A 22,366-nucleotide genomic window follows, 5' to 3' on the forward strand; every position below is an offset into this window, starting at 1 on the left:
CGGCTTTGTCAGGGTCCTCACCAGGCGACCGGGAACAGCCGGCATGGCTGCCGTGTTCTCGCCGGGTTCGCGATTTGGCCGGATGAGCAGGTCCGAACCGGCGAATCGCGGTACCGACGGCGGGACTCGAACCCGCACAGCCCGGAGGCCGCTAGCCCCTCAAGACTGTGGCTTGTGACGTTGAACGGTTGACATGCAAGCTCGCTCTTGCATATCGTGGTCAATTGACATGCAAGCGAACACTTGCCTTGGACTAGTCGTGTGGACGTGTATCGCGCGATCGCTGACCCAACCCGGCGAGCCATCCTGGATGAACTCGTTGAACGGTCGGGTCAGTCACTCTTCGAGATTTGCGCACGCCTGACCATGAAGCACGGCATCAACTCGTCACGCCAGGCGATCACGCAACACCTGGACGTCCTGGAGGCCGCCGGGCTGATTCGCACGAGGCGCGCGGGGAGATCGAAGCTCCATTGGTTTGTGGGCGACCCGCTGAAGGCCATCGCGGAACGTTGGCCGATCTCGACCGACGAAGGGGGACTTGAACGATGAGGATTCACTTGGCCGGCGTATTCGTAGACGACCAGCAGAAGGCGCTTCGCTTCTACACGGAGACGCTTGGCTTCCAGGTCAAGCACAACATTCCCTTGGGCGAGTACGCCTGGATCACGGTGGTATCCGCGGAAGACCCGGAGGGGACCGAGTTTCTGCTCGAGCCCGATGCCCATCCCGCGGTCCGTCCGTTCGTGCAGGCGCTTGTGGCGGACGGTATCCCCAGTACGTCCTTCGCAGTCGACGACGTGCAAGCCGAATACGATCGTCTCGTGGCAAAGGGTGTGCGCTTCGTACAGCCGCCAACCGACCTCGGGACAGTCGTTACGGCGATATTCGACGATACGTGCGGCAACCTGATCCAGATCATGGAGGAGAAACCTCAGCCGTGACGATCTTGAGCAGTCCCACCAGCCCTGTGGCAGGCGGCCGGTCGCCGATCGCAACGGGGCGCACCCGAGCATGGAAGGCGCGACTTGACGGATGCCCGATGGTCGAGCGCCTGTCTAGCTGAACTGACCGGCGAATCAGGGTGCCGAGGGCGGGACTCGAACCCGCACAGCCCGGAGGCCACTAGCCCCTCAAGGTTTCGTTCGCCTGCCGCGTGCCTCCCTGGTCTTTCCTTCTGTTACTGCACTAGCCGGTGCCAACTCTGACGCAAAGGCTAGGGCACTACGTCCGGCAAAAAGTGACACATTCGTCGCCAATTGGCGACGCTTCTATTGTATCCGTCAGCACTGGATTTGGGAGAGGATCCGCCATGGTCGTGTGGGGGGACAGTGCGATCTGCGGAAGCCTGACGCAGGCCCGACTGGCAGTCCGGCTCGGCACCCGTTCCCAGAGTTCGTGTTTCACCACTCCTTGCGCCAAAACCCGACGCGGGTGTCGCAGCCTCCTTTTCCTTGATCCACGGTGCGGCGTGCAGTGTTCGCGGGCTGTCCCAACGCGTGATCCCCGACCAGCTTGGCTCACTTTGTCGGGACTACCCATGCGCCCCATGGGCGACCTGACCGGCAACGGGATAGTCCAAGCTTCAGCCATCCCCGCAAAACGGCAGACCGAGTTGGTCGAGGTCGTTGGTTGGAACTTCTTCCAAGGCATTGGGAACGCATCCCGTGAGTTGGTTCGTGCCGCCGAGCCGCAACTCAAACAGGTTGTCGAGATTGCCCAGCTCGACAGGGATCGTCCCGCTCAGCTGGTTATCGTGGAGCAACAGCCTTGCCAGCTTGGAAAGACTGCCCAGTTCGGCCGGGATTGCCCCGACCAATTGGTTCCCGCTGAGTCCCAGCACATCCAGATTGGTGAGGCGTCCGAGCGCGGGCGGGATCTCTCCGCTCAGTTGGTTCCCCCTGAGAGCAAGCCCTTGCAGTTTGGCGAGACCGCCCAGCTCGGGCGGAATGCTCCCACTGAGCTGGTTGTCGTGGAGCCGTAGGTGCCGCAGGTTGGCGAGGTTGCCCAGCTCGGACGGAATTGGCCCACTCAACTGGTTTTCATTGAGCCACAGGTCTGTGAGATGCGTCAGGCGGCCCAGCTCTCGCGGGATCGGCCCGCGCAATTCGTTCAACTGGAGATACAGCTCCGCCAGGTTGTCGAGTTCGCCCAGCTCGGGCGGGATGGTCCCCCTGAGCTGGTTCCTATGCAGCTCCAGCAGTTCCACGCTGGCCAGGCGGCTCAACTCCGCCGGGATCTCTCCACGCAACTGGTTGTTTCCGAGCACCAGCCGCGTGACGCGACCGTCGGCGTCCGTTGTGACCCCGTGCCAGTCGCCGAGCGGCGCCTCGCTCAGCCAGTTGGTGCTGTTCAGCCAATTCGGTCCGTCGGTTGCGTGGTAGATGGCGACTAGGACGTCCCGGTCACTGGTGGGGGCGGATGTGGGCGTGGCCGTTCGTGTTGCAGTCGGGTCAGGTATCGGCCTGGGCGTGACTGTCGGTGTGGGCGTGGGAGTCGGCGTGGGTGCTGGCGTCCGCGTTGGTGAGGGCGTGACCGTTGGATTCGGTGTGGGGGTTAGTGTGGGCGAGACTGTCGGCGCCGCTATTGGATCGGACGTGGGCGAGGGTGCTGTGGGCGTTGCGGTCGGCGCGACCCGCGCGAGTATGGGTGTTGGCTGGGGCGTCGTGGCCGCCGCGGGATTTGGCGTGAGCGTTCGGGTCGGCACCGCGTTCGAGTCGGGCGTCGGGGTGAGCGAGGGTGACTCAGGCGCAGCTGTCGTCGGCGTCCGATCAACCGCCTCCGGGACTGCAGCCGGGGCGTCGCACGTGGCCGCCATGAGGGAAACGGAGAGCAGGAGCGCCAGCCCGACAACAGCTAGGCGCATCAGTACGGCCTGCTGCTTCGGCCGACATTCGGCTCCGTCGCGCCATGGCCGCGGAGATTTCCGACACGTGGTCCCCGACCAGCGTGGGCAATGCCCTCGCACAGGGCCACCGGCGGCGCGTGTGCCGCGCGCTCGAGTCGGCGACAACGCACCCCCGCTCCCCTCGACCGGTGCCGTCGCGCAGTGCGCCACAGACCAACCGCAAAGGACCAGAGCGTGCAAGGAAGTTCACCAGGTCGGCAGTCGCCTGTGCGATCACGACCGACGCGGTCGGGGTCACGGCGGCTGGGCCGACCGCGCCCGTGGTGAGCTGTCGAGCCATCTCGGCGACCGAATCCACTCGGGCGCGCTGGTGGGCAGCCGAATCGCAGAACGAGGCAGCATGCTCCGACCCACGGGGACACACGCAGCCTGCCACGCCGCTGGGACAGCACCGTCAGCCCACCAGGATCTTTATGGCAGCAGTTGCGGCGGCACGTCAGGTCTCTGCGGCATTTGAACTATCGGCGGTGCTCCACAGTCGCCACAACGTGAGCGCCCCGGGCGCCTCGGCGGAGAAAACTGCCGCGCTGGGCTCTTCGGGGAGGGCCGCTCGCCATCCCGCTCTACGGCGTCGGGTTGACGTAGTTGGACCACCCGCTCAGACCATTCGCGTTGATGGCTTTGACACGGTGCAAGTGCCGCACGCCTGACGTCACGTTCGTGTCCGTGTACGTGGTGGCCGTGCTGTTGGACGATGCCACGTTCGATCGTCCCAACGGTCACTGCACGTAAGTCCAGGTCGGCCGTCGGCTGGGCAGCCGGCCATCGAGCCGCTTCCGGGTAGCATTCCCGTCGCCGCCGACGGGCAACAGGTCAGCACGGACTCGCGGTTTCGTGTCGGACCGCTTCGAGAGGAAGCGACTAAGTGCACGACGAAGACACTCAGGAGCTATCACAGTTTTGGTGTGGTGGGTTCTCGCTTGCCGCGTTGTCCCTGGCTTGGGCACTCCAGCAGGCACTGGTCGACGAGCGATGGGCGTCATGACGTCAGGCAGTTGGGATAGTCGTCGCGGGCTGGCGTGGCGCTGATGGGATGCGCTGGGCCGTGCGTGATCCGCTCGAAGAACGCCGCGTCCGCCGCCGTCACGTTGCACCAGTAGAAGCCCAGAGCCTGGAACGTCGGGATATCCGGCACGTGGCGCCACTGCCGCAGAACCGCGTCGTAGGCGAAGATGCGGTCATCGCCGCCGTCGAAGCGCCGTACCAGCAGATTCGGCTGCGGGCATTGGTCGTCCATGGGGATTGCCGACACCACGTCCACCGGAAGGGTGTACTGCGTGTTCACCACCGGCCACGGAATCTGATAGACCAGCGGGCTGTCGGGCGCGACCCAGTGGCGGACGATCTGACCGTCGGCGTCGCGCCGGACGACGACATAGGTCTGGCCCAAGAAACCGTCACGAATGACGCCGGCCAGGCCGATGCGCGCGCAGTCGGCGGAGATGGCGCCGATGGCCAGTTCGAAGTCGGCGTCCGGCACGTCATGGCGCTGTATCAAGAGGCGGTTGCCGGACAGCTCCGTGGCGGTGGCCGATGGGGTGCCGCCAACAACCACCTGTCGGGTGACCGGGGCAGGTGCGGGACCTGGTGCGCCGCCACCGCCGCCGCCGCCACCGCCGCCGCTACCACCGCCGCCACTGCCGTCGCCGCCCCCGCCGCCGTTGCCCCCGCCGTCGTCGCCCCCGCCGTCGTCACTGCCGTCGCCGCCGTCACTGCCGCCGGACTCATGCCCGAAGACCCACGGACGAGCTTGCTTGATTGCGAGGACGTTCTCGCTCGTGATCTTGAACTCGATCTCCATGGCGAAGGGGTCGCCGGGCGCGGGGTTATATAGCCCCTCGAAGTGGTCATGAATCGCTTCGAGATGGCGGCGCAGCTGCGACAGCTGGGCCTCGCTCAGCAGGAGTTCCCCAGGCAGCACCAGGTTCGACGTGGCAAGTACACGGTAGGAGCCGCCCGATCCGAGCGCCCCTTCCTCGGGTACCGACTGCGCCTCGGGATTGGTCACCAGATCCTCGCCAAGCTGCGTGTTCACGTAGTAGTTCGCGTAGGTGCCAGTGGAGGGATCAAAGCTGACAGCCACCCCGTTGGCCATCTCGTCGGTGTAGTTGGGATGCACCAGCACCCCCATCGCGGCCGCCAGGTGATCGATGCGATGGAACTCGCGCTCGCCGAAGGCGCGAAAGTTCCACAGGCTGGCGAAGACCTGCTTGAGGGACTTGTCGATGCCGTCCTCCTCGGTCTCGTCGGGATGCTGCGTATAGGAGTCGTAGAGCCCCGCGCCGTTGAACCCGGGCAGGTCCTCGTTGTTGGTGCTGGACCGGTAGCGGAGCGATTGCCCTTCGGGAAAGGTCGCATGCATCGCGGTGAGGGCGTCGATGATCCATTGCGGAGAGTCGGCGTCCTTGATCGCATCGCGCAGGTCATCGAGCATCTCGTCCTGGACGTCAAAGTCCGTCTGGAATTTGGTGTGGGCCAGGATCGCCTTGACGGCATCGATAAGCTTCACGTCGGCTGCCAGCGTGAATTTCTCGTCCTCGGGGCCGCTCCTCTTGCCGAAGAGCGTCGCCTCACCCAGGGGGGTCTTGCTCATGAATTCGTCGTAGAAATAGAACGGGATCGCGAACCCGTTGGGAACGGTGCCGGCAGGGAAGCCGAGCTTCCGAACTTCGGCCACGTTGGCCGCCTTGACGCCGAACGCATCGAAATCGGCGAAGCCGATGTCGCTCAACGCAGTGATCGTCTTCACGGATAGGTCGCGTTTCGGCGTCTGGGTGCGGGCGGGCCGGGAAGCGGCGTAGTGTGCATCGACCTCAGCGCGGGTGGCCTCTTGCAAGCTCCAGCCGCCTGGTGCAACCGTCAAGCGGACATAGTGGCCGTCGAGCCTTCTGATGCGGGGCCGGTCGAGGATGTTGCGAATGAAGGCGTTCGGCACGCCGTCCTGCACCGCCCGCAGGTTGACATGCGAAAGCGGCGTTTGGGGTAGCGTGGTGATGATGCCGGCGACGCGCGGCAGATTGTTGGGCAGAGCTTCAAGAACAATGATTTCACGGGGATGGGGACGCTCATCCAGATCGATTACTCGAAGACGGCCGTAGCTCAAGCCAGTATTCAAGGGTAGAAAGTCGCGATCCTCGTAGACGTCTTCGTCGAATAGGAGAGGGATGCGTGACCCCCTCAAGGCGGTCAAATCGGACTGAAAGTACCTCAGACTATTGTTCTGAATATGAAATCCCAAGTTGTTTGTCACAAGTGGAACGCTTGCAGCGAGTAGTGCGTGGACCTGCTGTGCAACACTAAGGGGATACTGGTTCGGTCCCAACGAACCCGTTCGAATCCGGTAGAGATAGAGCCCGTGGCTGCCGTCCGTGGCTATCAGCGAATCATTATATTCTATGTCACCAAGCACTACGTCGCCCAAAGATAGGTCCACAGCATCTAGGAAAGCAGTGTGCACCTGGTGCGTCTTGCTGTCTATGAAATAGATGCCTAAGTGATTGTTGTCAGTTTCGGTAATCACGAATTTTAGGAACTTCTCACTGAACGCAAGCGCGGTGAACTCGCTGTCATCAGGAATGGCGACTGCTCCGTCGCTGCTCTGGATGACGGGGGCCGGATTCACCGGGTTCTTCGTTCCCAGATCGTCGAGTTCGGTGAGGTCATCGACGCAGTCGCCGTCCACGTCCGCCGGGTCGGAGATGCTGTACTTCTCGACCCGGTAGCGCTCCTTCGGCAGGGCCGCCACGTTCTCGGCGAGCGTGGTCGTGCCTGCCTCTCCGCGCTTCACGAGAACTGGCTGATGCACGACGTCACCGTCCACGTCATGCGTGACGAACAGCACGAAATAGTCGTCGGTCGTGGACGTGGCCTCGATGGGCACGGCCGTCACCGTCACCACCGTCGGCGTGGTATTGAAGCTTTCGCCCTCGCAGGTCTCCTCGTCGCTTGGGTCCTGCGCGATGGCGGGCGCCGGCTGGGCCGCCAGGGCAAGCGCGGTGACCGCCACCAGCAGCAGCCAGCAGGCTTTGGCTCGAAGCCCTCGCCTTGGCGCGTAGCACCGCTTCGGAACCCGGGGGTGGTTCAACGGCCGAGTCTCAATCGTCGTGGTCGGACCTTGATCCGGCACGCACGCGCGCAAGGATCGCGACGAATGTTCCAATTGGCGCCCGGCGGCCGGGTGTTGGCCTCCCGCGCCGTCATTCGCGCGGATAGCCGCATCGCCCGCACCGTCAGTCCGCCGTGCTTCGGTCGCGCCCATTCCGCCCGAATCTTCTTGAATTCGGGATAGAGATAAATGATATCTTAGTGGTTTATGGCCCTGTCAAGTGAGCTGTTGGCGAGTTATGACCCATATAGTATGTGATGTTAAGTGATCATCTCTTCCAGACCATATCATCTGTGGACGCCCACCGCCGTTGGTTCGGCACCCACGGTGAACGGAGTTGCACGGTGACGCCGCGTCTACCGCTGGGCACGCGGCGCGCCGCCACGCGCCTGGGCCTCACGCCGCTGGTGGTCGCCATGCTGACCGTCCTGGCCCCGGCGGCCGCCGCCCTCGACTGCGCGGGCATTGCCCTCGACGGCGGCTGCCTCTTCACCATCACCGGCGGCGATACCGAGGATCCCGACGACGGCTTCGCCGTCACCAATGCCGACGACGTGCCGCTCTGGGACTTCGTCCAGGCGCGCGACCTCCAGGCCATCGGCTATCCCATCAGCCAGCGCTGGATCGACGGGCCCTTCACCCTCCAGGCCTTCCAGAAGGTGATCCTCCAGTGGCACCCCGGCAAGCAGCGCATGAACTACTACAACACCCTCGACGCGCTGGCCAACCGCTATCCCGACGTCGAGCTGCCCAACGTCCCGCCCCACCAGGTCCTTGCGGAGGACCAGGGCGCGACCTTCGGCGCCATCATCCGCAACCATCTGGCGCTGCTGGACCAGAACCCGGCCATCAAGGAGCGGTTCCTCAGCGAGCCGGATTGGCTCAACCTCTACGGCCTCCCCATCCGCTACGAGGAACGCGAGGTCGACGGCCATCCCCAGGGCCTCCAAATTCTGCGCGCCCAGCGCACCGTGTTCGTCATCTGGAACGTGCCTGCGCCCGGCACCACCGTCGGCCGCGTCAACCTCCAGAACGTCCCCGACAAGGTCAAGCAGCTCAGCGACGTGATCATCCCGGACCGGGTGAAACAGCCCCTCTATGCGCCGCCGCCCGACGTCCTCCCGGCCATCGCCGAGCTGCCCTGGGCGCGGGATGGCCTGACCCTCGTCGAGCGCCACGCCGTCGACCGCCTGGTGCGCATGGCTCGTGACTTTCCCGATCTGTTTGCGTACCTCCTCTACGAGATCGATCTGCGTCGGCTACGCCACCCCAACGCACCCGACATCGCCCCCATCAGCCTGCCCCGTCCCCTGACCGCCGCCACTCTGGACGGCCTGCACCGCGCCGTCGAGATTGCCAGCCTCCCCTGGGTTCAGGACGGCCTCACCGATTTCGAGCATCTGGCCGCGCGGATTCTCTACGACTTCGCCTTCATTTTCCCCGCGACCGTGGAGGTGCTCCTAAAACGCCCGTGGCTCCACGATGGCATCAGCCCCGACGAACGGCACGTGCTTGATGGGTTAAACTCCAGATTCTATTCCTCGGCGGTGAATCCCGGACCGCGGGCCGCGATTGACCGGCTCGGCGCCGATCTCATGGCCATGCCCTTGATGGATTCCATTGAGGGTTTTGAGGCGCAGGCGATCTTTACTTTATTCCGTTTCTCTGTGGATTACTTTGATAATGCGAGAGAGCTCGCCTTGTTACAACGGAACGTGGCATATCTCCTCTCGAAAGGTGGGCTTACGGACGAGCACGCGCTCATTCTCAAGATTCACGGAAATGCGATCCTTGACGGCATGACGGATCAAAACGATCCGCGGCTGCTCGACCAGTTTCTCGTCGATCCCGCCAGTCGCGGCATTACCATCGAGCGACGGCGGATCTCGCTGCCGCTGACCGGATCCGCGCTGCTGATCGTCCTCCGCTCGGTCCCGGTTTCCCCGCAGACGATGGATGTCTTCGAGCAAGCCGTTCGCGCCGTCGAGCACGTCATGGGGATACGGTTCCCGACCAACACCATCGGTGTCATCATTTCTCGGTATACGTTCAATACCGGGGGGGTGCCGTTCGTTAGCGTCTTTGCCGAGAGCTTTCGGGTTTCAGATACATCCAACTATTTGCGGAGCCTGTTTGCTCACGAATTGGCCCATCAGTTTTTTGCCGGAGATGCGCCGACTTGGGTAACCGAAGGCGCCGCGCGCTTCGTCCAGGTGCGAGCCGGTTTCCACGAACGGCCAGACCTCGACGAGTGGCGGTCGCATTGTCCCGTCGCCGGGCTGGCCGACATTTCCGAAAGCTTCTCGACTTGCAATTACAATCTTGGCGCCCTTATGTATCTGGATCTCTACGATGCGTTAGGCCATCACGAGTTTCATCGCGGATTCAGCAAACTGTATCGGATCCTCAATTTCTGGCAGATTCAATATCATGCAAACCGGTGGGGCGACAAAACCCGGTTGGTCGATCGTTGTGACTTTTGCCAGCGAAAGGTTGGCGGCCTGTATCTGATGCGCCGCGCCTTCGTCGAGGGGGCCGACTCCGCGGCCGCGGACATCGCCAACCACATCATCACCCGCTGGTACTACGGCCCGCTGCAATAGGCTGTGCGCCCCCTCGGCGTTCAACACACTGACCGCCGACCGCTGCGGCGCCTCGGCCTCGCGGTCATCGTGCTCGGTCTCCTCGCGGCGTTTGTTCCGTCGGTCGGCGCGCTGGACTGTGAGGGCATCCCCCTCGACGACGGCTGTCTCTTCACCATCACCGGCGGCGACACCGTGTCCTCTTCCCGAGATGTAGCGACGGGTGGGGCTCATCTCGACGACCTCTGCGGCCACATTTTCGCAGCCCCAAGGACTTCGGCGGGAGTGCGGCCTTGCGTGCGGCGCCCGGTGTGGGCGCGGTCGTGGTTGTAGTACTGGAGATACTGCGCCAGATCCCGGCGGAGGGCCGTGAAGCGGGGGATCAAGGCACGGGCGAAGGTGGGGCGGTAGCACTCCGCGAGGATGGTTTGGTGGACGCGCTCCACGCAGCCGTTGCTCTCGGGCCGGCCCGCGCGGATCCGCGTGTGACGCACCCCGGCGTGGGCGAGGGCCTGCCGGAAGGTGGCGCTGGTGAACTCGCTGGCGTTGTCGGTGCTGACGCGCTGGAGCGGCCAGCCATGGCGGGCCAAGTCCGCGGCGACCTGCTGGGCTAAGGCCGCGGTGTGGCGGGCGGCGGGATTGCGCGGGGTGTTGTGGAGGGTGGCCCAGGTGTAGCTCGTGGCGACGTCAATGGCCGTGTACTGCCAGGTGCGTCCCCGAGAGCCCGTCAACTGGCCGACGTGGAAACAGTCCAGCTGGACCAGCTCGCCCGGCTGGGCGGCCTCGATATGGCGCACGGGCTCCGGGACGCGCGGGGGTGGCTCGGGCGGGGCCTGGTAGCCCGCGATCAGCCCCAGCCGCTTGGCGCGCGTATTGAGGCCCGCGCGGCGCAGCACGTTCCAGATGCCGTGCGGGCTGCGGCGGTGCCCACCCCACCGCGGGCGCCGCAACTCGGCCGCTAGCCGGTCGGGGCCCCACCCGGGATGGGCCAAGGCCACCGCCAGGATGTGCTGTTCCAACCACGGCGGCGTCCGTCACGGCGACTGGGGCGGGCGCCGCTCGCGGGGGCGCAGGGCGTCCAGGCCCCACCGCTGCACGGGCTTGCGCCAGCGGTAATACGTCGACGGATGCACGCCCATGATGCGGCAGGCGGCGCGCACGTTGCCCAGCTCCTCGGCCAGCGCGAACAGGCGTAGCCGGAACCGGTGGAGTACGTCATCATGGGTCATGAGCGGTGCCTCGCTTCCATCTCATCGTTTGATCCCGATGAGATAAAGCGTGCACCGCTCTCTGGCGTCAGCCCAAACCGATGCCAGGTGTCGCGTCTCTTTGGGAAGAGGACACCTGCGCCGAATCAAGGCTCCCAGACCTGTAAACCTTCGTTGGAGCCCACACCCGGAGTTGAACCGGGGGCCTCGTCCTTACCAACTATTTTGCTGTCAGCGCTGAGGCACCCACCTGTAGACCTCGAGCGAAATGCATCAAATTATGGTGTGGTGGGCTTCCGGCGGTCATCTTGGTCGGCTCCGCGGGCCCGGGAACACACTCAGCCGACCCTCTTCAGGCAGAATTCACGCGCAGCGATCGCCGCCTGACCGGAGAATCGCTGCAAGAGCAATGTCCACCGCCGTCGCGTGCCATTGTCCCCTCCGCTTACTCGTTGTTGCGTTTGATCTCCCGAGCGTCGTGTGCGCACCTGACCGTGGTTCGGGAGTTCGCGAATTCGCCTCTCGCCGCCCTGGCCAACGACCACCTGACACGGGATTCCCGGTAGTCCTCTAAACGGGATCCTATTTTGTGCTGTGCTATTGCCGTCCCGGTGACGATCCCCGACGCCCCATCCGCCGAAGCCGCCCTCCGCGTGGCGATCCGGCTCGTCCTGTGCCACTGCCGCGCCACCCGCGCCCTCCGGCAGCTACGCCGTACTTCCAGGAGCGCTTGGCCGCCTTCGACCACTGGCTCGACGCCGCCGGCCTGCTCGCCCCACTGGATCGCTGCCGCCCGTCGCAGCCTCTCGTCTTCTGCAAGTAGTCCAGCGTCATGCCGTCGCCATAGACCCTCGCGCGGAATCCAAACGCGGTCGCGCAGTTGAGCCCGTCCACCGTGTGGCCGGCGCCGGTGATGTCAGCCTTGGTCTCGGTCCAGTCGCCGGTAGTGCCCAGACGGTATTCCACGCGGTATTTTGCGGCGCCCGAAACGGCGTCCCAACTCGGCGGGACGCTATTCGTGGTCACCGTCCCGACCGTGAAGTTCTCGTGCGCGGGCGGCAGCGGGCAGCCGGCAGTCGTCGTCGTGGTGCTGGCCCACGCGACCCACTTGGCCTTATAGGTCGTGCCGTCGCTGTAGGCGCTGACCCTGAAGGTGTAGTCGGTGCCGCACTCAGGCTCCGTCACGTTGTACCAGGTGCCCGTAATGTTGCCGTCGTAGCCCACGATGTCGTATTTCGTGACGCCGCTCAGCGAGTCTCCCATGCCAGTTTGATGTTGCTCTTACCGTGCACGGTCACGTGGAACCCAGACGGCGCGGGCGGGGGGATCCAGTGTGTCCTCAGGAGTGGTCTTGTCTTCGGGTGGGTCGGTCCAATACCCGCAGCTGTCCGTACCGTTGCAGGCGTGGACGCGGAGCTTGTAACGCGTGTTCCACTCCAGCCCTGTATACCTCTTGCTTCGCGCCGACGGCCCCACCACCTCGACGTTGGTATAGGGCGGTTCTCCATCGCTGTCCCGCCAGAACTTCACCCCGAAACCCGTCAGCGGCGTCCCGCCGTCGCTCGGCGTGCCCCATTCCGCTATAAGGACATTGGAGTCGTCTGACTCTCGGCTTAAGCTGACACTCGGCACGATCCCCGGGGTGCCCGCCCGCGCGGCCGCCCGCGCCGCCCCCACTCCCCGCATCGTCGTCTGCGTGGTCCGAATCCGCTCCCCTGACGCCGTGATCACAAACTCGGGCAGCGCCTCCACCGTCAAGCGTTGGCTGACCGACGCCTCGCTGTCACTGTCGCCCGCCCGGCGCACCTCCGCCGTCACCGTCGCCCCGCCCGGCGCGCAGGCGTACACGTGGAAGGTGAGGTCCTCGGTCGCCGCATCCGTCACTGTCGCCGTCTGCGACGACTCGCCGCACCCGCCGACCCCCAGCCTGGCGCGGTCGCTCGACACGATGACCTGGTACACCTCGATGGACGAGAGATTGGAGAGCTCCACCGGGAAGCTGTCGACGGTCAGGTGCATGGGATGCTCGCTCAGGTCGCGGATGCCAATCTCGGCCCCCGCCGCCTGCGCCACGCCGCCGACGACCGTGACACTCAGCAAGCCCACCGCGGCGAGAAGGGCCGCGGCAACGCGGAGCACCCGCCCCTGGCGCCGCAGGCGGCCGCCCGCCGTTTGCAGCCATTGGGCCTGGCGCCAGGCTCGCGTCGAAGGTTCCGATTGGTGATCGGCCGCCGGTAGTCGATCTCTCGCGCCGTTGGTCGGGTGCGCACCGTGACTGCCCGTACCGTCGTTCCGCCGTGGTTCGTTCGCGCCCATGACGCCCGAATCTCCCCGCCTCAGAGATAGAGGAGGATGATAAACTAGCGGTTTACAGCCTCGTCAAGTGATTCTTTAGCGAGATTTACTGATTTTACTCATGAGCTTGAGTGATTCACTTTTCCAGCCCGCATCATCTATGGACTATGGCCGCTCGAAACCCCGTCAACGCCCGCGCCCATTCACGGCGAACCGGTCGCGCCTGGGCCTCGCGGCACTGGTGGTCGCCCTGCTGGTCATCCTGACCCCGTCGGCAAGCGCCCTTGATTGTGACGGAATCTCGCTCGACGACGGCTGCCTCTACACCATCACCGGCGGCGATACCGACGACCCCGACGACGGCTTCGCCGTCACCAACGCCGACGGCGTGCCGCTGTGGGATTTCGTCCAGGCACGCGACCTCCAGGCCATCGGCTATCCCATCAGCCAGCGCTGGAGCGACGGGCCCTTCACCCTCCAGGCCTTCCAGAAGGTCATCCTCCAGTGGGACCCCACCAAGTCCCGCATGAACTACTACAACACCCTCGACGCCCTCGCGAACCGCTATCCCGCGGTCGAGCTGCCCAACGTTCCGCCCCACCAGGTCCTTGCGGAGGACCAGGGCGTCGACTTCGCCACCATTACCCGCAACCACCTGGCGCTGCTGGAGCAGAACGCGGCGATCAAAGCGCGGTTCCTCAGCGAGCCGGACTGGATGAACCTCTACGGCCTGCCGATCCGCTACGAGGAGCGCGAGGTCCACGGCCACCCGCAGGGCCTCCAGATGCTGCGCGCCCAGCGCACCGTGTTCGTCGTCTGGAACGTGCCCGCGCCCGGCACGACCGTGGGCCGCGTCAACCTCCAGAACGTGCCCGACAAGGTGAAGCGGCTCAGCGACGTGATCATCCCCGACGCGGCCAAGGTCCCGGTCGCGGCGCTGGCCGCGGCCGTGGCGGCGCTCGACACGGCCGGCGACGCGTCGTGGCCGGCGGAGTGCGCGGCGTTGAGCGACATCGTGGAACGCCACCGCGGCAACGGCCACAAGGTCGGCATCTACCAGCGCGTCTTCGGCGACCAGGCCGAGGGCGCCTGCCAGTTCGATCACCGCCCGCGCGTCTCCACCGCCTTTGCCTGGGCCTTCACCGAGTCGCCGCCGGGTTCAGCCGCAGACGCAGCGGAAGCCGTCGGCGGTTGGCCGGCGTCGTGCGTGGAATTGCATGACCTCGTGGCGAGCCACCTGGGCAACGACGACAGCGTCGGCGTCTACCAGCGGACCGTTGGCGATCAGGCGGAGGCCGCCTGTCGCCAGGTTCACGCCGACGACGCGCGCGCCGCCCTCGGCTGGGCCGCGCCGTGCGACGCCCCATCTGAAACATTCCACGACCTGGCCCAGGCCGACTCCGCGCTGCGGATGGTCGTCATCCGGCTGCCCTGGCTCGCCTGCCACGTCTACCCCTGGCTCGCCGACGGCGTCTCGGGCCACGACTTTGGGTCGCTCATGAATCTCGCGCGGATCGATGAGAGCTTCGCCAGGGAGCTCGCCGGCTTTCCCTGGTTCGTCGACGGCGTCGATTCCTATCGCGAAGCCGAGTGGGGCGCGCTGCGCGACCTGACCCTCATCGCGGAGGAGTATCCCGAACTGCTCCAAGCCATCCGCGACCTCTCCTGGATCACCGACGCCCGGCCCGACCCGACGATGTTGGCGCTCCTGAGCCTCACCCGACTGGCCGCCAGCAGTGTCGAGCTGGCCATCCTCGCCGCCACCTCGCCGTGGATGAGCGACGGCGTCACGCGTAACGACTCCAAGGGAATGGCCGCCTTGGGCGAGCTCGCCACGCAAGACCTCGCGCTGACGCGGCGGCTCCTCGACTACACCTTGACTCCCACCGTCACGGCCATTGATGTCCTGCTGCTCGACACAATTTATTGGATGCGCGACCTGTACCCCCAAAGGTTTCAGCTGCTCGCGCGGCAACCCTGGTACCTCGACGGCCTTGATGCCACCGAACGCGCGGTCATCGTCGGGACGTTTGATTTATACGGCCTTGTGCCTGAGCAGTTCTTTCAGAACCCCGATCCCCGCTTCTACCGCTCGCTCACCACGACCCTGCCGCAATCCGGCGAGACCACCCTCTGGGCGTTCGACACCCGGCCGTTGCCGGCGGGCGAGGACGTCCTGGAGATGGCCGCCGAGGCTGCGCGAGAACTCGAGCGGTTCATGGGGATTCCATTCCCCATGGATACCATCATCTTTCGGTTCATTCCTGATGATCCTTTGGAGTCTGTCGCGGGATTCGCCTTTGGCCCCTATAACCACGTCGTAATCACTCGGGACTACTTTCCCATACTTGATAGTTCCGATGATCCGTTTCATCGTCGTGTGGTTTACCACGAAATGGCCCACCACTATTTCAACCAAATTGGTCCGTTCTATTCCGGGGACCGGGCACCAGCAGATTGGCTCGTCGAGGGCGGCGCGAATTTCATGGAGTCCTATATCAACTCCCGGCTTGGCATTCAGACTCTCGAGGAAAGTCTAGCCAATATCAGCATTCACCGCTGCCACGAGGTCGGCTATACAAATTTACACAAGCTCTCCGATCCTGACCTATTCGCTGCGGCTATCGCGAGAATTGGCCGTCAGTCCGTCTGCCGATACACGCTTGGCGAGCATTTCCTGCTGACTCTCTACTTCACCATGGGTGAACCCGCGCTCGCGGCGGCCTTGCGCGAAATTCACCTGACGGCGCACCACTTCCGTCCGTTTCCGCATCCAGTTTCCTATCCGTCGGAGCTACAGCTGTTCCAGACCTTCCTCAAGCACACGCCGCCAGGCCGCGAGGACGCCGTCCTCGACGTCTACCGGCGGCTCCACGGCGGGCCGTTCATTCCGCCGGAGAACTAGGGCCGGCCGCATGCAGCGCAATCTCGCCGTAAATGGGGTTACACGGTGACGCCGCGACCGCCGCTGGTCGCTCTGCGCGCCGTGGCGAAGCTGCTATGCCTCGCCGCGTCGGTTCTCGCCCTAGTGGCGGTTCTGGCCCCATCGGTCGGCGCCCTCGACTGCGAGGGCACGCCCCTCGACGGCGGATGTCTCTTCACCATCACCGGCGGCGACACCGACGACCCCGACGACGGCTTCGCCGTCACCAACGCCGACGACGTTCCAATGTGGGACTTCGTCCTAGCGCGCGACCTCCAGGCCATCGGCTATCCCATCAGCCAGCGCTGGGTCGACGGGCCCTTCACTCTCCAGGCCTTCCAGAAGGTCATCCTCCAGTGGGACGCCACCAAGGCCCGCATGAACTACTACAACACCCTCGACGTGCTCGCGAACCGCTATCCGGACGTCGAGCTGCCCAACGTGCCCCCGCACCAGGTGCTGGAGGCCGACCGCGGCGCCGACTTCGCCACCATCACCCGCAACCACCTGGCGCTGCTGGAGCCGAACGCGGCCATCAAGGCGCGGTTCCTGAGCGAACCCGACTGGCTCAACCTCTACGGCTTGCCCATTCGCTACGAGGAACGCGAGGTCAATGGGAATTCCCAGGGTCTCCAGATGCTGCGCGCCCAGCGCACCGTGTTCGTCATCTGGAACGTGCCCGCGCCGGGGACGACGGTTGGTCGGGTGAACCTGCAGAACGTGCCCGACAAGGTCAAGAAGCTCAGCAACGTGATCATTCCCGACGAGGCCAAGGCGCCGGTCGGGGGGCTGGCTGCGGCCATTGCGGCCCTCGACACGACCGACGCCGCGCCCTGGCCGGCGGGGTGCGTGGTCTTGAGCGATATCGTGGAACGCCACAACGGCAACGGCCCCAAGGTCGGCATCTACCAGCGCGTCTTCGGCGACCAGGCCGAGGGCGCCTGCCAATTCGACCACCGCCCGCGCGTCTCCACCGCGTTTGCCTGGGCCTTCTCGGATGCGTCGCCGAGTGCAGCCGCGGACGCTGCGGAAGAACCGGGCGGATGGCCCGCAACCTGCGTGGAGCTGCACGACATCGTCGCGAGCCACCTGGGCAACGACGACGCCGTCGGCATCTACCAGCGCACCGTTGGCGACCAGGCCGAGGCCGCCTGTCGCCAGGATCGCGCCGACGACGTGCGCGCCGCTCTCGGCTGGGCCGCGCCGTGCGCTGCCCCAGCCGGGACGTTCCACGACCTGGCCCAGGCCGAGTCCGCGTTGCGGATGGTGGTAATCCGGCTGCCCTGGCTCGCCTGCCACGTCTACCCCTGGCTGGCGGATGACGTATCCGCCGACGACTTCCAGTCGCTTCAATCGCTCATGAACCTGGCTCAGATCAACGAGAGCTTCGCCAGGGAGCTGGCCAGCTATCCCTGGTTCACCGACGGCGTCGACACCTATCGCGAAGCCGAGTGGGGCGCCCTGCGCGACCTGACCCTCATCGCCGAGGAACATCCCGAGCTGCTCACCGCCATCCGCGAGCTGTCCTGGATTACCGACGCCCGCCCCGACCCGACGAGCTTTGCGCTCTTGAGCCTCACGCGCCTGGCCGCCAGCAGCGTCGAGCTGGCCATCCTCGCCGCCACCTCGCCCTGGATGACCGACGGCGTCACGGATATCGACGCCGACGGCCTGGGCGCCTTGGGCGACCTGGCCCAGCAAGACCTCGCGCTGACGCGGCGCCTCCTCGACTACACCCTGACACCCACCGTCACCGATATCGATTTGCTTTTCCTAAATGCGATAGAGGTAATGCGCCGCGACTATCCCCAGCGGTACCAGTTGCTCGCGCGGCAACCCTGGTTCGTCGACGGCCTCGACGCCACCGAGCGTGCGGTCATCTTTGGTTTTAAAAATCTTTCCGACGTTGGGTTTGAGGAGTTCGTCCAGAATCCCGATCCCCGCTACTATCGTTCGCTCACCGCGACGATGCCGATTTCCGGCGAGATCACGCTCTGGGCGTTCGACTCTCAGCCGTTGCTGGACGGTGAGGTCGTCCTGGAATTGGCCGCCGAGGCCGCGCGCGAGCTCGAGCGGTTCATGGGGATTCCCTTTCCGATGGATTCCATCATTATCAGGTTCATTCCTGATTCTGGTCTTTTCCTTTTTAGTGGGGCGTTTAATGGTGAATATATCAAGTTCTCTCGGAAGCACGTTGGTATTATTGAAGAATCTGATCGTGACTCTGTCTATCACGAAACGGCTCACTTCTATTTCAACGAGATCGGTCCCTACTATGCAATGGGCCAGCCGCAACCAAACTGGCTAGACGAGGGCGGCGCAAATTTCATGGAGTCCTTTATCCACGACCGGCTTGGCACTCGGTCCCTGCAGGAACGGCTGGCCATCATTGAGAGCCCCCCTCGCCGCTGCCACGAGGTCGGGTATACAAATATCCACAAGCTCTCCGATCCTGACCTATTCGCTGCGACTATAGCGAGAATTGGTCGTCAGTCCCTCTGCAGATACTCGCTCGGCGAAGAATTCCTGATTAATCTCCTCTTCACGATGGGTGAACCTGCACTCGCGGCGGCCCTGCGCGAGGTGTACCTGACCGCGCACTTCTTCCGGCCGATGGCGCTACCGCATGCCGGGGCATATCCGACCGACCTGCAGCTGTTTGAGACTTTCCTCAAGCACACGCCGCCAGGCCGCGAGGACGCCGTCCTCGACGTCTACCGTCGGCTCCACGGCGGGCCGTTTATTCCGCCGCCCAACTAGTACCGACCGCATGTGGCGCGATCTCGCTATGCACGGGCTCTCACGGTGACGCCGCGACACCCGCTGGGCGCGCGGCGCGCCGGCAAGCGCCTGGGCTCGCGACGCCGGTCGCGGATAGCTCCCGCCAGCCTATCCAGACCCTGGTGGCCCGTTTAGTCGTAGGCCGGCACCGAGATGACCGACCACCGCCCGTGGCCCTCCTTGCTGCGCTTCGAGTGCGTGGCCTGCACATGAAACCGCCGGGCGCATATCAATCGGCCGTCTGGCAAGGTGCCGAACACATACGCAAACCGGAGTGAGAATAGGATGAGAGGTTCCGTCGAGACTACATGCAAAATTGTGAGGTTTACGCCTGTCATCTATCATCGCGGCGTTGGGGTCATCCCAAGGCCACCAATGAGGTACACCAATAGAGCGCAGTCCCCACCAGCCTGATCGAGAGGCGGACGCCCTGCGCGACCGCCTCTCCCGGCTGACCGAGGCCAGCCTTCGCATCAACGAAAGCCTGGACTTCCAGGTAGTGCTCCAGGGAGTCCTGGACAGCGCCTGCTCGCTGACCGGCTCACGCTACGGTGTCATCAACCTCCTGGACCATGCGGGGCAAGCAGAGGACTTTCTGTTCTCCGGGTTGACTTCCGACCAGACTAAGCAGTTCGCGGCGCTGCCGGATGGAATGGCGTTCTTCGGGTATCTCAGCCGGATCGAAGAGCCGCTGCGACTGCGGGACTTTCACCGCTTCACCAGGGAGCAGGGCCTCCCGGCGTTTCGCCCGCCCTTTCCGATAAGCCCAGTCCTCCCCTTTCTGGCCGCACCGATCCGCCACCGGGATGAGCGCATCGGAGCCATCTACGTCGGAGAGACGGAATCCAGCCGGGAATTCACTTCCGAAGACGAGGAGACGCTGGTCATGTTTGCCTCCCAGGCGGCATTGGTCATCGCCAACGCCCGCCGACACCGGGAGGAGCAGCGGGCCAGAGCCGACCTGGAGACCCTGGTGAACACCGCTCCCGTCGGCGTCGTCGTGTTCGACGCCAAGACGGGGAATCTGGCATCGGTCAACCGGGAGGCGATGCGGATCGTTAGCGGCCTGCACGAACCGGAAGAGTCTGTCGAAGAGCTCCTTGGGAAACTGATCTACCGGCGGGCCGATGGGCACGAGGTTTCGCTGCAGGAGTTTCCCGTCGAGCAGACGCTGCGGGACTGGCAGGCGGTTCGGGCCGAGGAGATCGTCTTGCAGGTCCCCGACGGCCCGTCCGTCACCACCCTGTTGAACGCCACTCCCATCCACTCGGAGGAAGGGGAGGTCGAGTCCGTCGTCGTCACCCTGCAGGACATGACGCCCGTGCACGACCTGGAGCGGCTGCGGGCCGAGTTCCTGGGAATGGTGAGCCACGAGCTTCGCACTCCGCTGACATCGATCAAGGGCTCCGCCGACACCCTGCTGGAGGAATCGGCCACGCTGGACCGGGCGGAGATGCGCCAGTTCTTCCGCATCATCCAGGAGCAAACCGCGCACATGCGGAGCCTCATCAGCAACCTGCTCGACGTGGCCCAGATCGAGATGGGCACCCTGCCGGTGGATCCCCAGCCGACGGAGGTGGCCTCGGTGCTGGACGCTGCCAGGAACCAATTCCTGAACGCCGAAGCCCGGCAGAACCTCCGCATCGACCTGGAGGACGACCTGCCGCAGGTTATGGCGGACCGGCGGCGCATCGCCCAGGTGCTGGACAACCTGCTCTCCAACTCGGCCCGCTACTCCCCCGCCGACAACCCCATCACGTTGGGGGCGAGGCGCGAGGGCGTCCACGTGGCCTTCTCAGTGGCCGACGAAGGCCGGGGAGTGCGTCCGGAGCTGCTGCCCCACCTGTTCCAGAAGTACTCGCCCGTCGATGGCGAGGAGATGGGTCGAGACACCCACGGCTCGGGCCTTGGCCTGGCCATCTGCAAGGGAATTGTGGAGGCCCACGGTGGACGTATCTGGGCCGAGAGCGACGGGGAGGACCTGGGCACCACCTTCATCTTCACCGTCCCGGTGGCAGAGGGACCCCTGGCCACGACCTTCACTTCCCGTGCCAAACAACCGCGGGTGGTGACGGACCAGGGACGCATCCTGGTCGTTGACGACGATCCCCAGACCCTGCGCTACGTCCGTGACGTTGTCTCTAGGGCGGGCTATGAGGCCGTCGTCACTGGGGAGCCCGAGGATGTGCTCAGTCTCTTGGCTGAGCATAGTCCTCGCCTGGTGCTGCTGGATCTGGTGTTCCCCGGCGGCGTGGACGGGATCGACCTGATGCGGGACATCCTGAAGAAACGGGATGTGCCGGTCATCTTCATTTCGGTCTACGGCCAGGACGAGATCATCGCGCGGGCCTTCGATATGGGAGCCGCCGACTACGTGGTCAAGCCCTTCTCGCCCACAGAGCTGGCAGCCAGGATACGGGCCGCGCTGCGCCGGCATACGGGGCCGGAACGCCCCGAGCCGACCGAACCCCTGACGCTAGGGAATTTGACCGTGGACTTTCCCCGGCGGCGCGCCATCTGCGCCGGTCGTCCGGTGCGGCTCACCCCGCTGGAGTACCGGCTGCTGGTGCAACTGGCGCTCTTCGCTGGTGAGGTCGTGCCCCGCGCTCGCCTGCTGGAACAGCTCTGGGGCCCGTCGCACTCGGGCGACCTGCGACCGTTGCGCACCCTGGTCAAGAGCCTGCGCCGGAAGCTGGGCGACGACGCGGCCAATCCCACCTACATTTTTGCGGAGCCCGGCATGGGCTACCGCTTGGCGAAGGGCGCGACGCAGGAACTGGAATCGCCTGGAGCTCCCTAATCTCGGGGCATCCGGCGAAGTCGCCGGCAAGAGTCGAACTCGATGTCGCACCCCGAGCTGGACACCGTAACCAGAGGTCGGCCTCCCGCTTGACGGCGAGCAATAGCAGCTCCTGATCCTTAGCCGTGGTCCGGCGGCAGCCTGAACAATTCCCGCTCAGTGTCGAACCGATTGGTCGGCTACGGCACGCGGCATTCCGGCACGTGTGCTCAGCGGCAGCGGGGCCGTGGACCTCGCGGGTGAGCTACGACAACTCGCCGATGCCTCGTCGACCTACTCAATTCCCCGGAGCTGCCAGCGGCAAGCATTCCCCGTCGGCGCTCGGGCAAGTCAAGGATAGAGCCCGGCGTCGACCGGCCATGCCCCGGAGCGACAACTTGCGCGACGAAGAGACTGAAGAAGTATCACAGTTATGGTGTGGCCAAGCGCTGTGGCAGGCCCTATCACCACGCCGCCGGTGGCGAACAAAGCTTTCCGAACCTGTTTGGACTGATGGGAGCCCACACCCGGAATTGAACCGGGGACCTCGTCCTTACCAAGAACTGGCCCTGTAACCTTAGCTACGCGGGCTTGGTGCTGAGCTCGGGGACCTCCGCCAGCAGGTCGCGCGGGCGACCGGGGGTGACGCCCGGAATGCCAAGAAGCCAGGCTTCGTGCGCGCGCAGGTGCGAATCAGCATGGATAGCGCCAGCGAATTGGGCATCGAGGGCCGCTAGGATGTCGTCGAAGCATTCGACGGACCCGAGTTGGCCTTCGGTCGGCGT

13 protein-coding genes and 1 tRNA gene are annotated in these 22,366 nt (G+C 64.9%); 6 read left to right on the plus strand and 8 right to left on the minus strand.

Features of this window, described 5'->3' with window-relative positions; translation table 11 throughout:
- Positions 1 to 261: 261 nt before the first annotated feature.
- Complete coding sequence (locus tag OXG33_13035) at positions 262 to 552, plus strand: helix-turn-helix domain-containing protein (protein MCY4114842.1); 291 nt, start codon at positions 262 to 264, stop codon at positions 550 to 552.
- A complete protein-coding gene (locus tag OXG33_13040; GenBank protein MCY4114843.1) occupies positions 549 to 944 on the plus strand; it encodes a VOC family protein in 396 nt (131 codons plus the stop codon). The genes OXG33_13035 and OXG33_13040 overlap by 4 nt, the downstream gene beginning before the upstream one ends.
- 641 nt (positions 945 to 1,585) lie before the next feature.
- On the opposite strand, the gene OXG33_13045 is transcribed toward OXG33_13040, so the two are convergent.
- The 3 genes from OXG33_13045 to OXG33_13055 all read right to left on the minus strand — a co-directional run bounded on the left by OXG33_13045 (position 1,586) and on the right by OXG33_13055 (position 6,749).
- A complete protein-coding gene (locus OXG33_13045) occupies positions 1,586 to 2,866 on the minus strand; it encodes a hypothetical protein (protein ID MCY4114844.1) in 1,281 nt (426 codons plus the stop codon).
- A gap of 605 nt (positions 2,867 to 3,471) precedes the next feature.
- Positions 3,472 to 3,609, minus strand: coding sequence for a hypothetical protein (locus OXG33_13050; GenBank protein ID MCY4114845.1), 138 nt, complete (start codon positions 3,607 to 3,609; stop codon positions 3,472 to 3,474).
- A 278-nt stretch (positions 3,610 to 3,887) separates the two neighbouring features.
- Positions 3,888 to 6,749, minus strand: a complete 2,862-nt coding sequence (locus OXG33_13055) for a hypothetical protein (protein MCY4114846.1) — start codon at positions 6,747 to 6,749, stop codon at positions 3,888 to 3,890.
- Positions 6,750 to 7,429: 680 nt separating this feature from the next.
- Here OXG33_13055 and OXG33_13060 point away from each other — a divergent pair.
- Positions 7,430 to 9,616 carry a hypothetical protein gene (locus tag OXG33_13060; protein MCY4114847.1) on the plus strand — a complete coding sequence of 729 codons (2,187 nt, stop codon included), beginning with the start codon at positions 7,430 to 7,432 and terminating at the stop codon, positions 9,614 to 9,616.
- Positions 9,617 to 9,825: 209 nt separating this feature from the next.
- Here OXG33_13060 and OXG33_13065 read toward each other — a convergent pair whose 3' ends face one another.
- The 4 genes from OXG33_13065 to OXG33_13080 all read right to left on the minus strand — a co-directional run bounded on the left by OXG33_13065 (position 9,826) and on the right by OXG33_13080 (position 13,119).
- The gene (locus OXG33_13065) at positions 9,826 to 10,614 is read right to left on the minus strand and encodes a DDE-type integrase/transposase/recombinase (GenBank protein MCY4114848.1); all 789 of its coding nucleotides are present in this window, start codon (positions 10,612 to 10,614) and stop codon (positions 9,826 to 9,828) included.
- A gap of 15 nt (positions 10,615 to 10,629) precedes the next feature.
- Entirely contained in the window at positions 10,630 to 10,824 is a 195-nt protein-coding gene (locus OXG33_13070) for a helix-turn-helix domain-containing protein (protein ID MCY4114849.1), read from the minus strand.
- 576 nt (positions 10,825 to 11,400) lie between these two features.
- Complete coding sequence (locus OXG33_13075; protein MCY4114850.1) at positions 11,401 to 12,066, minus strand: fibronectin type III domain-containing protein; 666 nt, start codon at positions 12,064 to 12,066, stop codon at positions 11,401 to 11,403.
- 18 nt (positions 12,067 to 12,084) lie between these two features.
- Positions 12,085 to 13,119, minus strand: a complete 1,035-nt coding sequence (locus OXG33_13080; GenBank protein MCY4114851.1) for a fibronectin type III domain-containing protein — start codon at positions 13,117 to 13,119, stop codon at positions 12,085 to 12,087.
- A 220-nt stretch (positions 13,120 to 13,339) separates the two neighbouring features.
- Between OXG33_13080 and OXG33_13085 the strand changes: the two genes are divergently transcribed.
- From OXG33_13085 to OXG33_13095, 3 genes are all read left to right on the plus strand, one after another.
- Positions 13,340 to 16,003: a hypothetical protein gene (locus OXG33_13085; GenBank protein ID MCY4114852.1), complete on the plus strand. Its 2,664-nt coding sequence runs from the start codon at positions 13,340 to 13,342 to the stop codon at positions 16,001 to 16,003.
- Between the two features lie 45 nt (positions 16,004 to 16,048).
- A complete protein-coding gene (locus OXG33_13090) occupies positions 16,049 to 18,781 on the plus strand; it encodes a hypothetical protein (GenBank protein ID MCY4114853.1) in 2,733 nt (910 codons plus the stop codon).
- Between the two features lie 505 nt (positions 18,782 to 19,286).
- On the plus strand, positions 19,287 to 21,602 hold the full coding sequence (locus OXG33_13095; protein ID MCY4114854.1) for a response regulator: 2,316 nt from the start codon (positions 19,287 to 19,289) through the stop codon (positions 21,600 to 21,602).
- A 497-nt stretch (positions 21,603 to 22,099) separates the two neighbouring features.
- Here OXG33_13095 and OXG33_13100 read toward each other — a convergent pair.
- Positions 22,100 to 22,172, minus strand: a tRNA-Thr gene (locus tag OXG33_13100).
- Positions 22,173 to 22,366: the final 194 nt, after the last annotated feature.

The sequence above is a fragment of the Chloroflexota bacterium genome (genome assembly GCA_026708035.1).
Classification (GTDB): Bacteria; Chloroflexota; UBA11872; order UBA11872; family UBA11872; genus JAJECS01.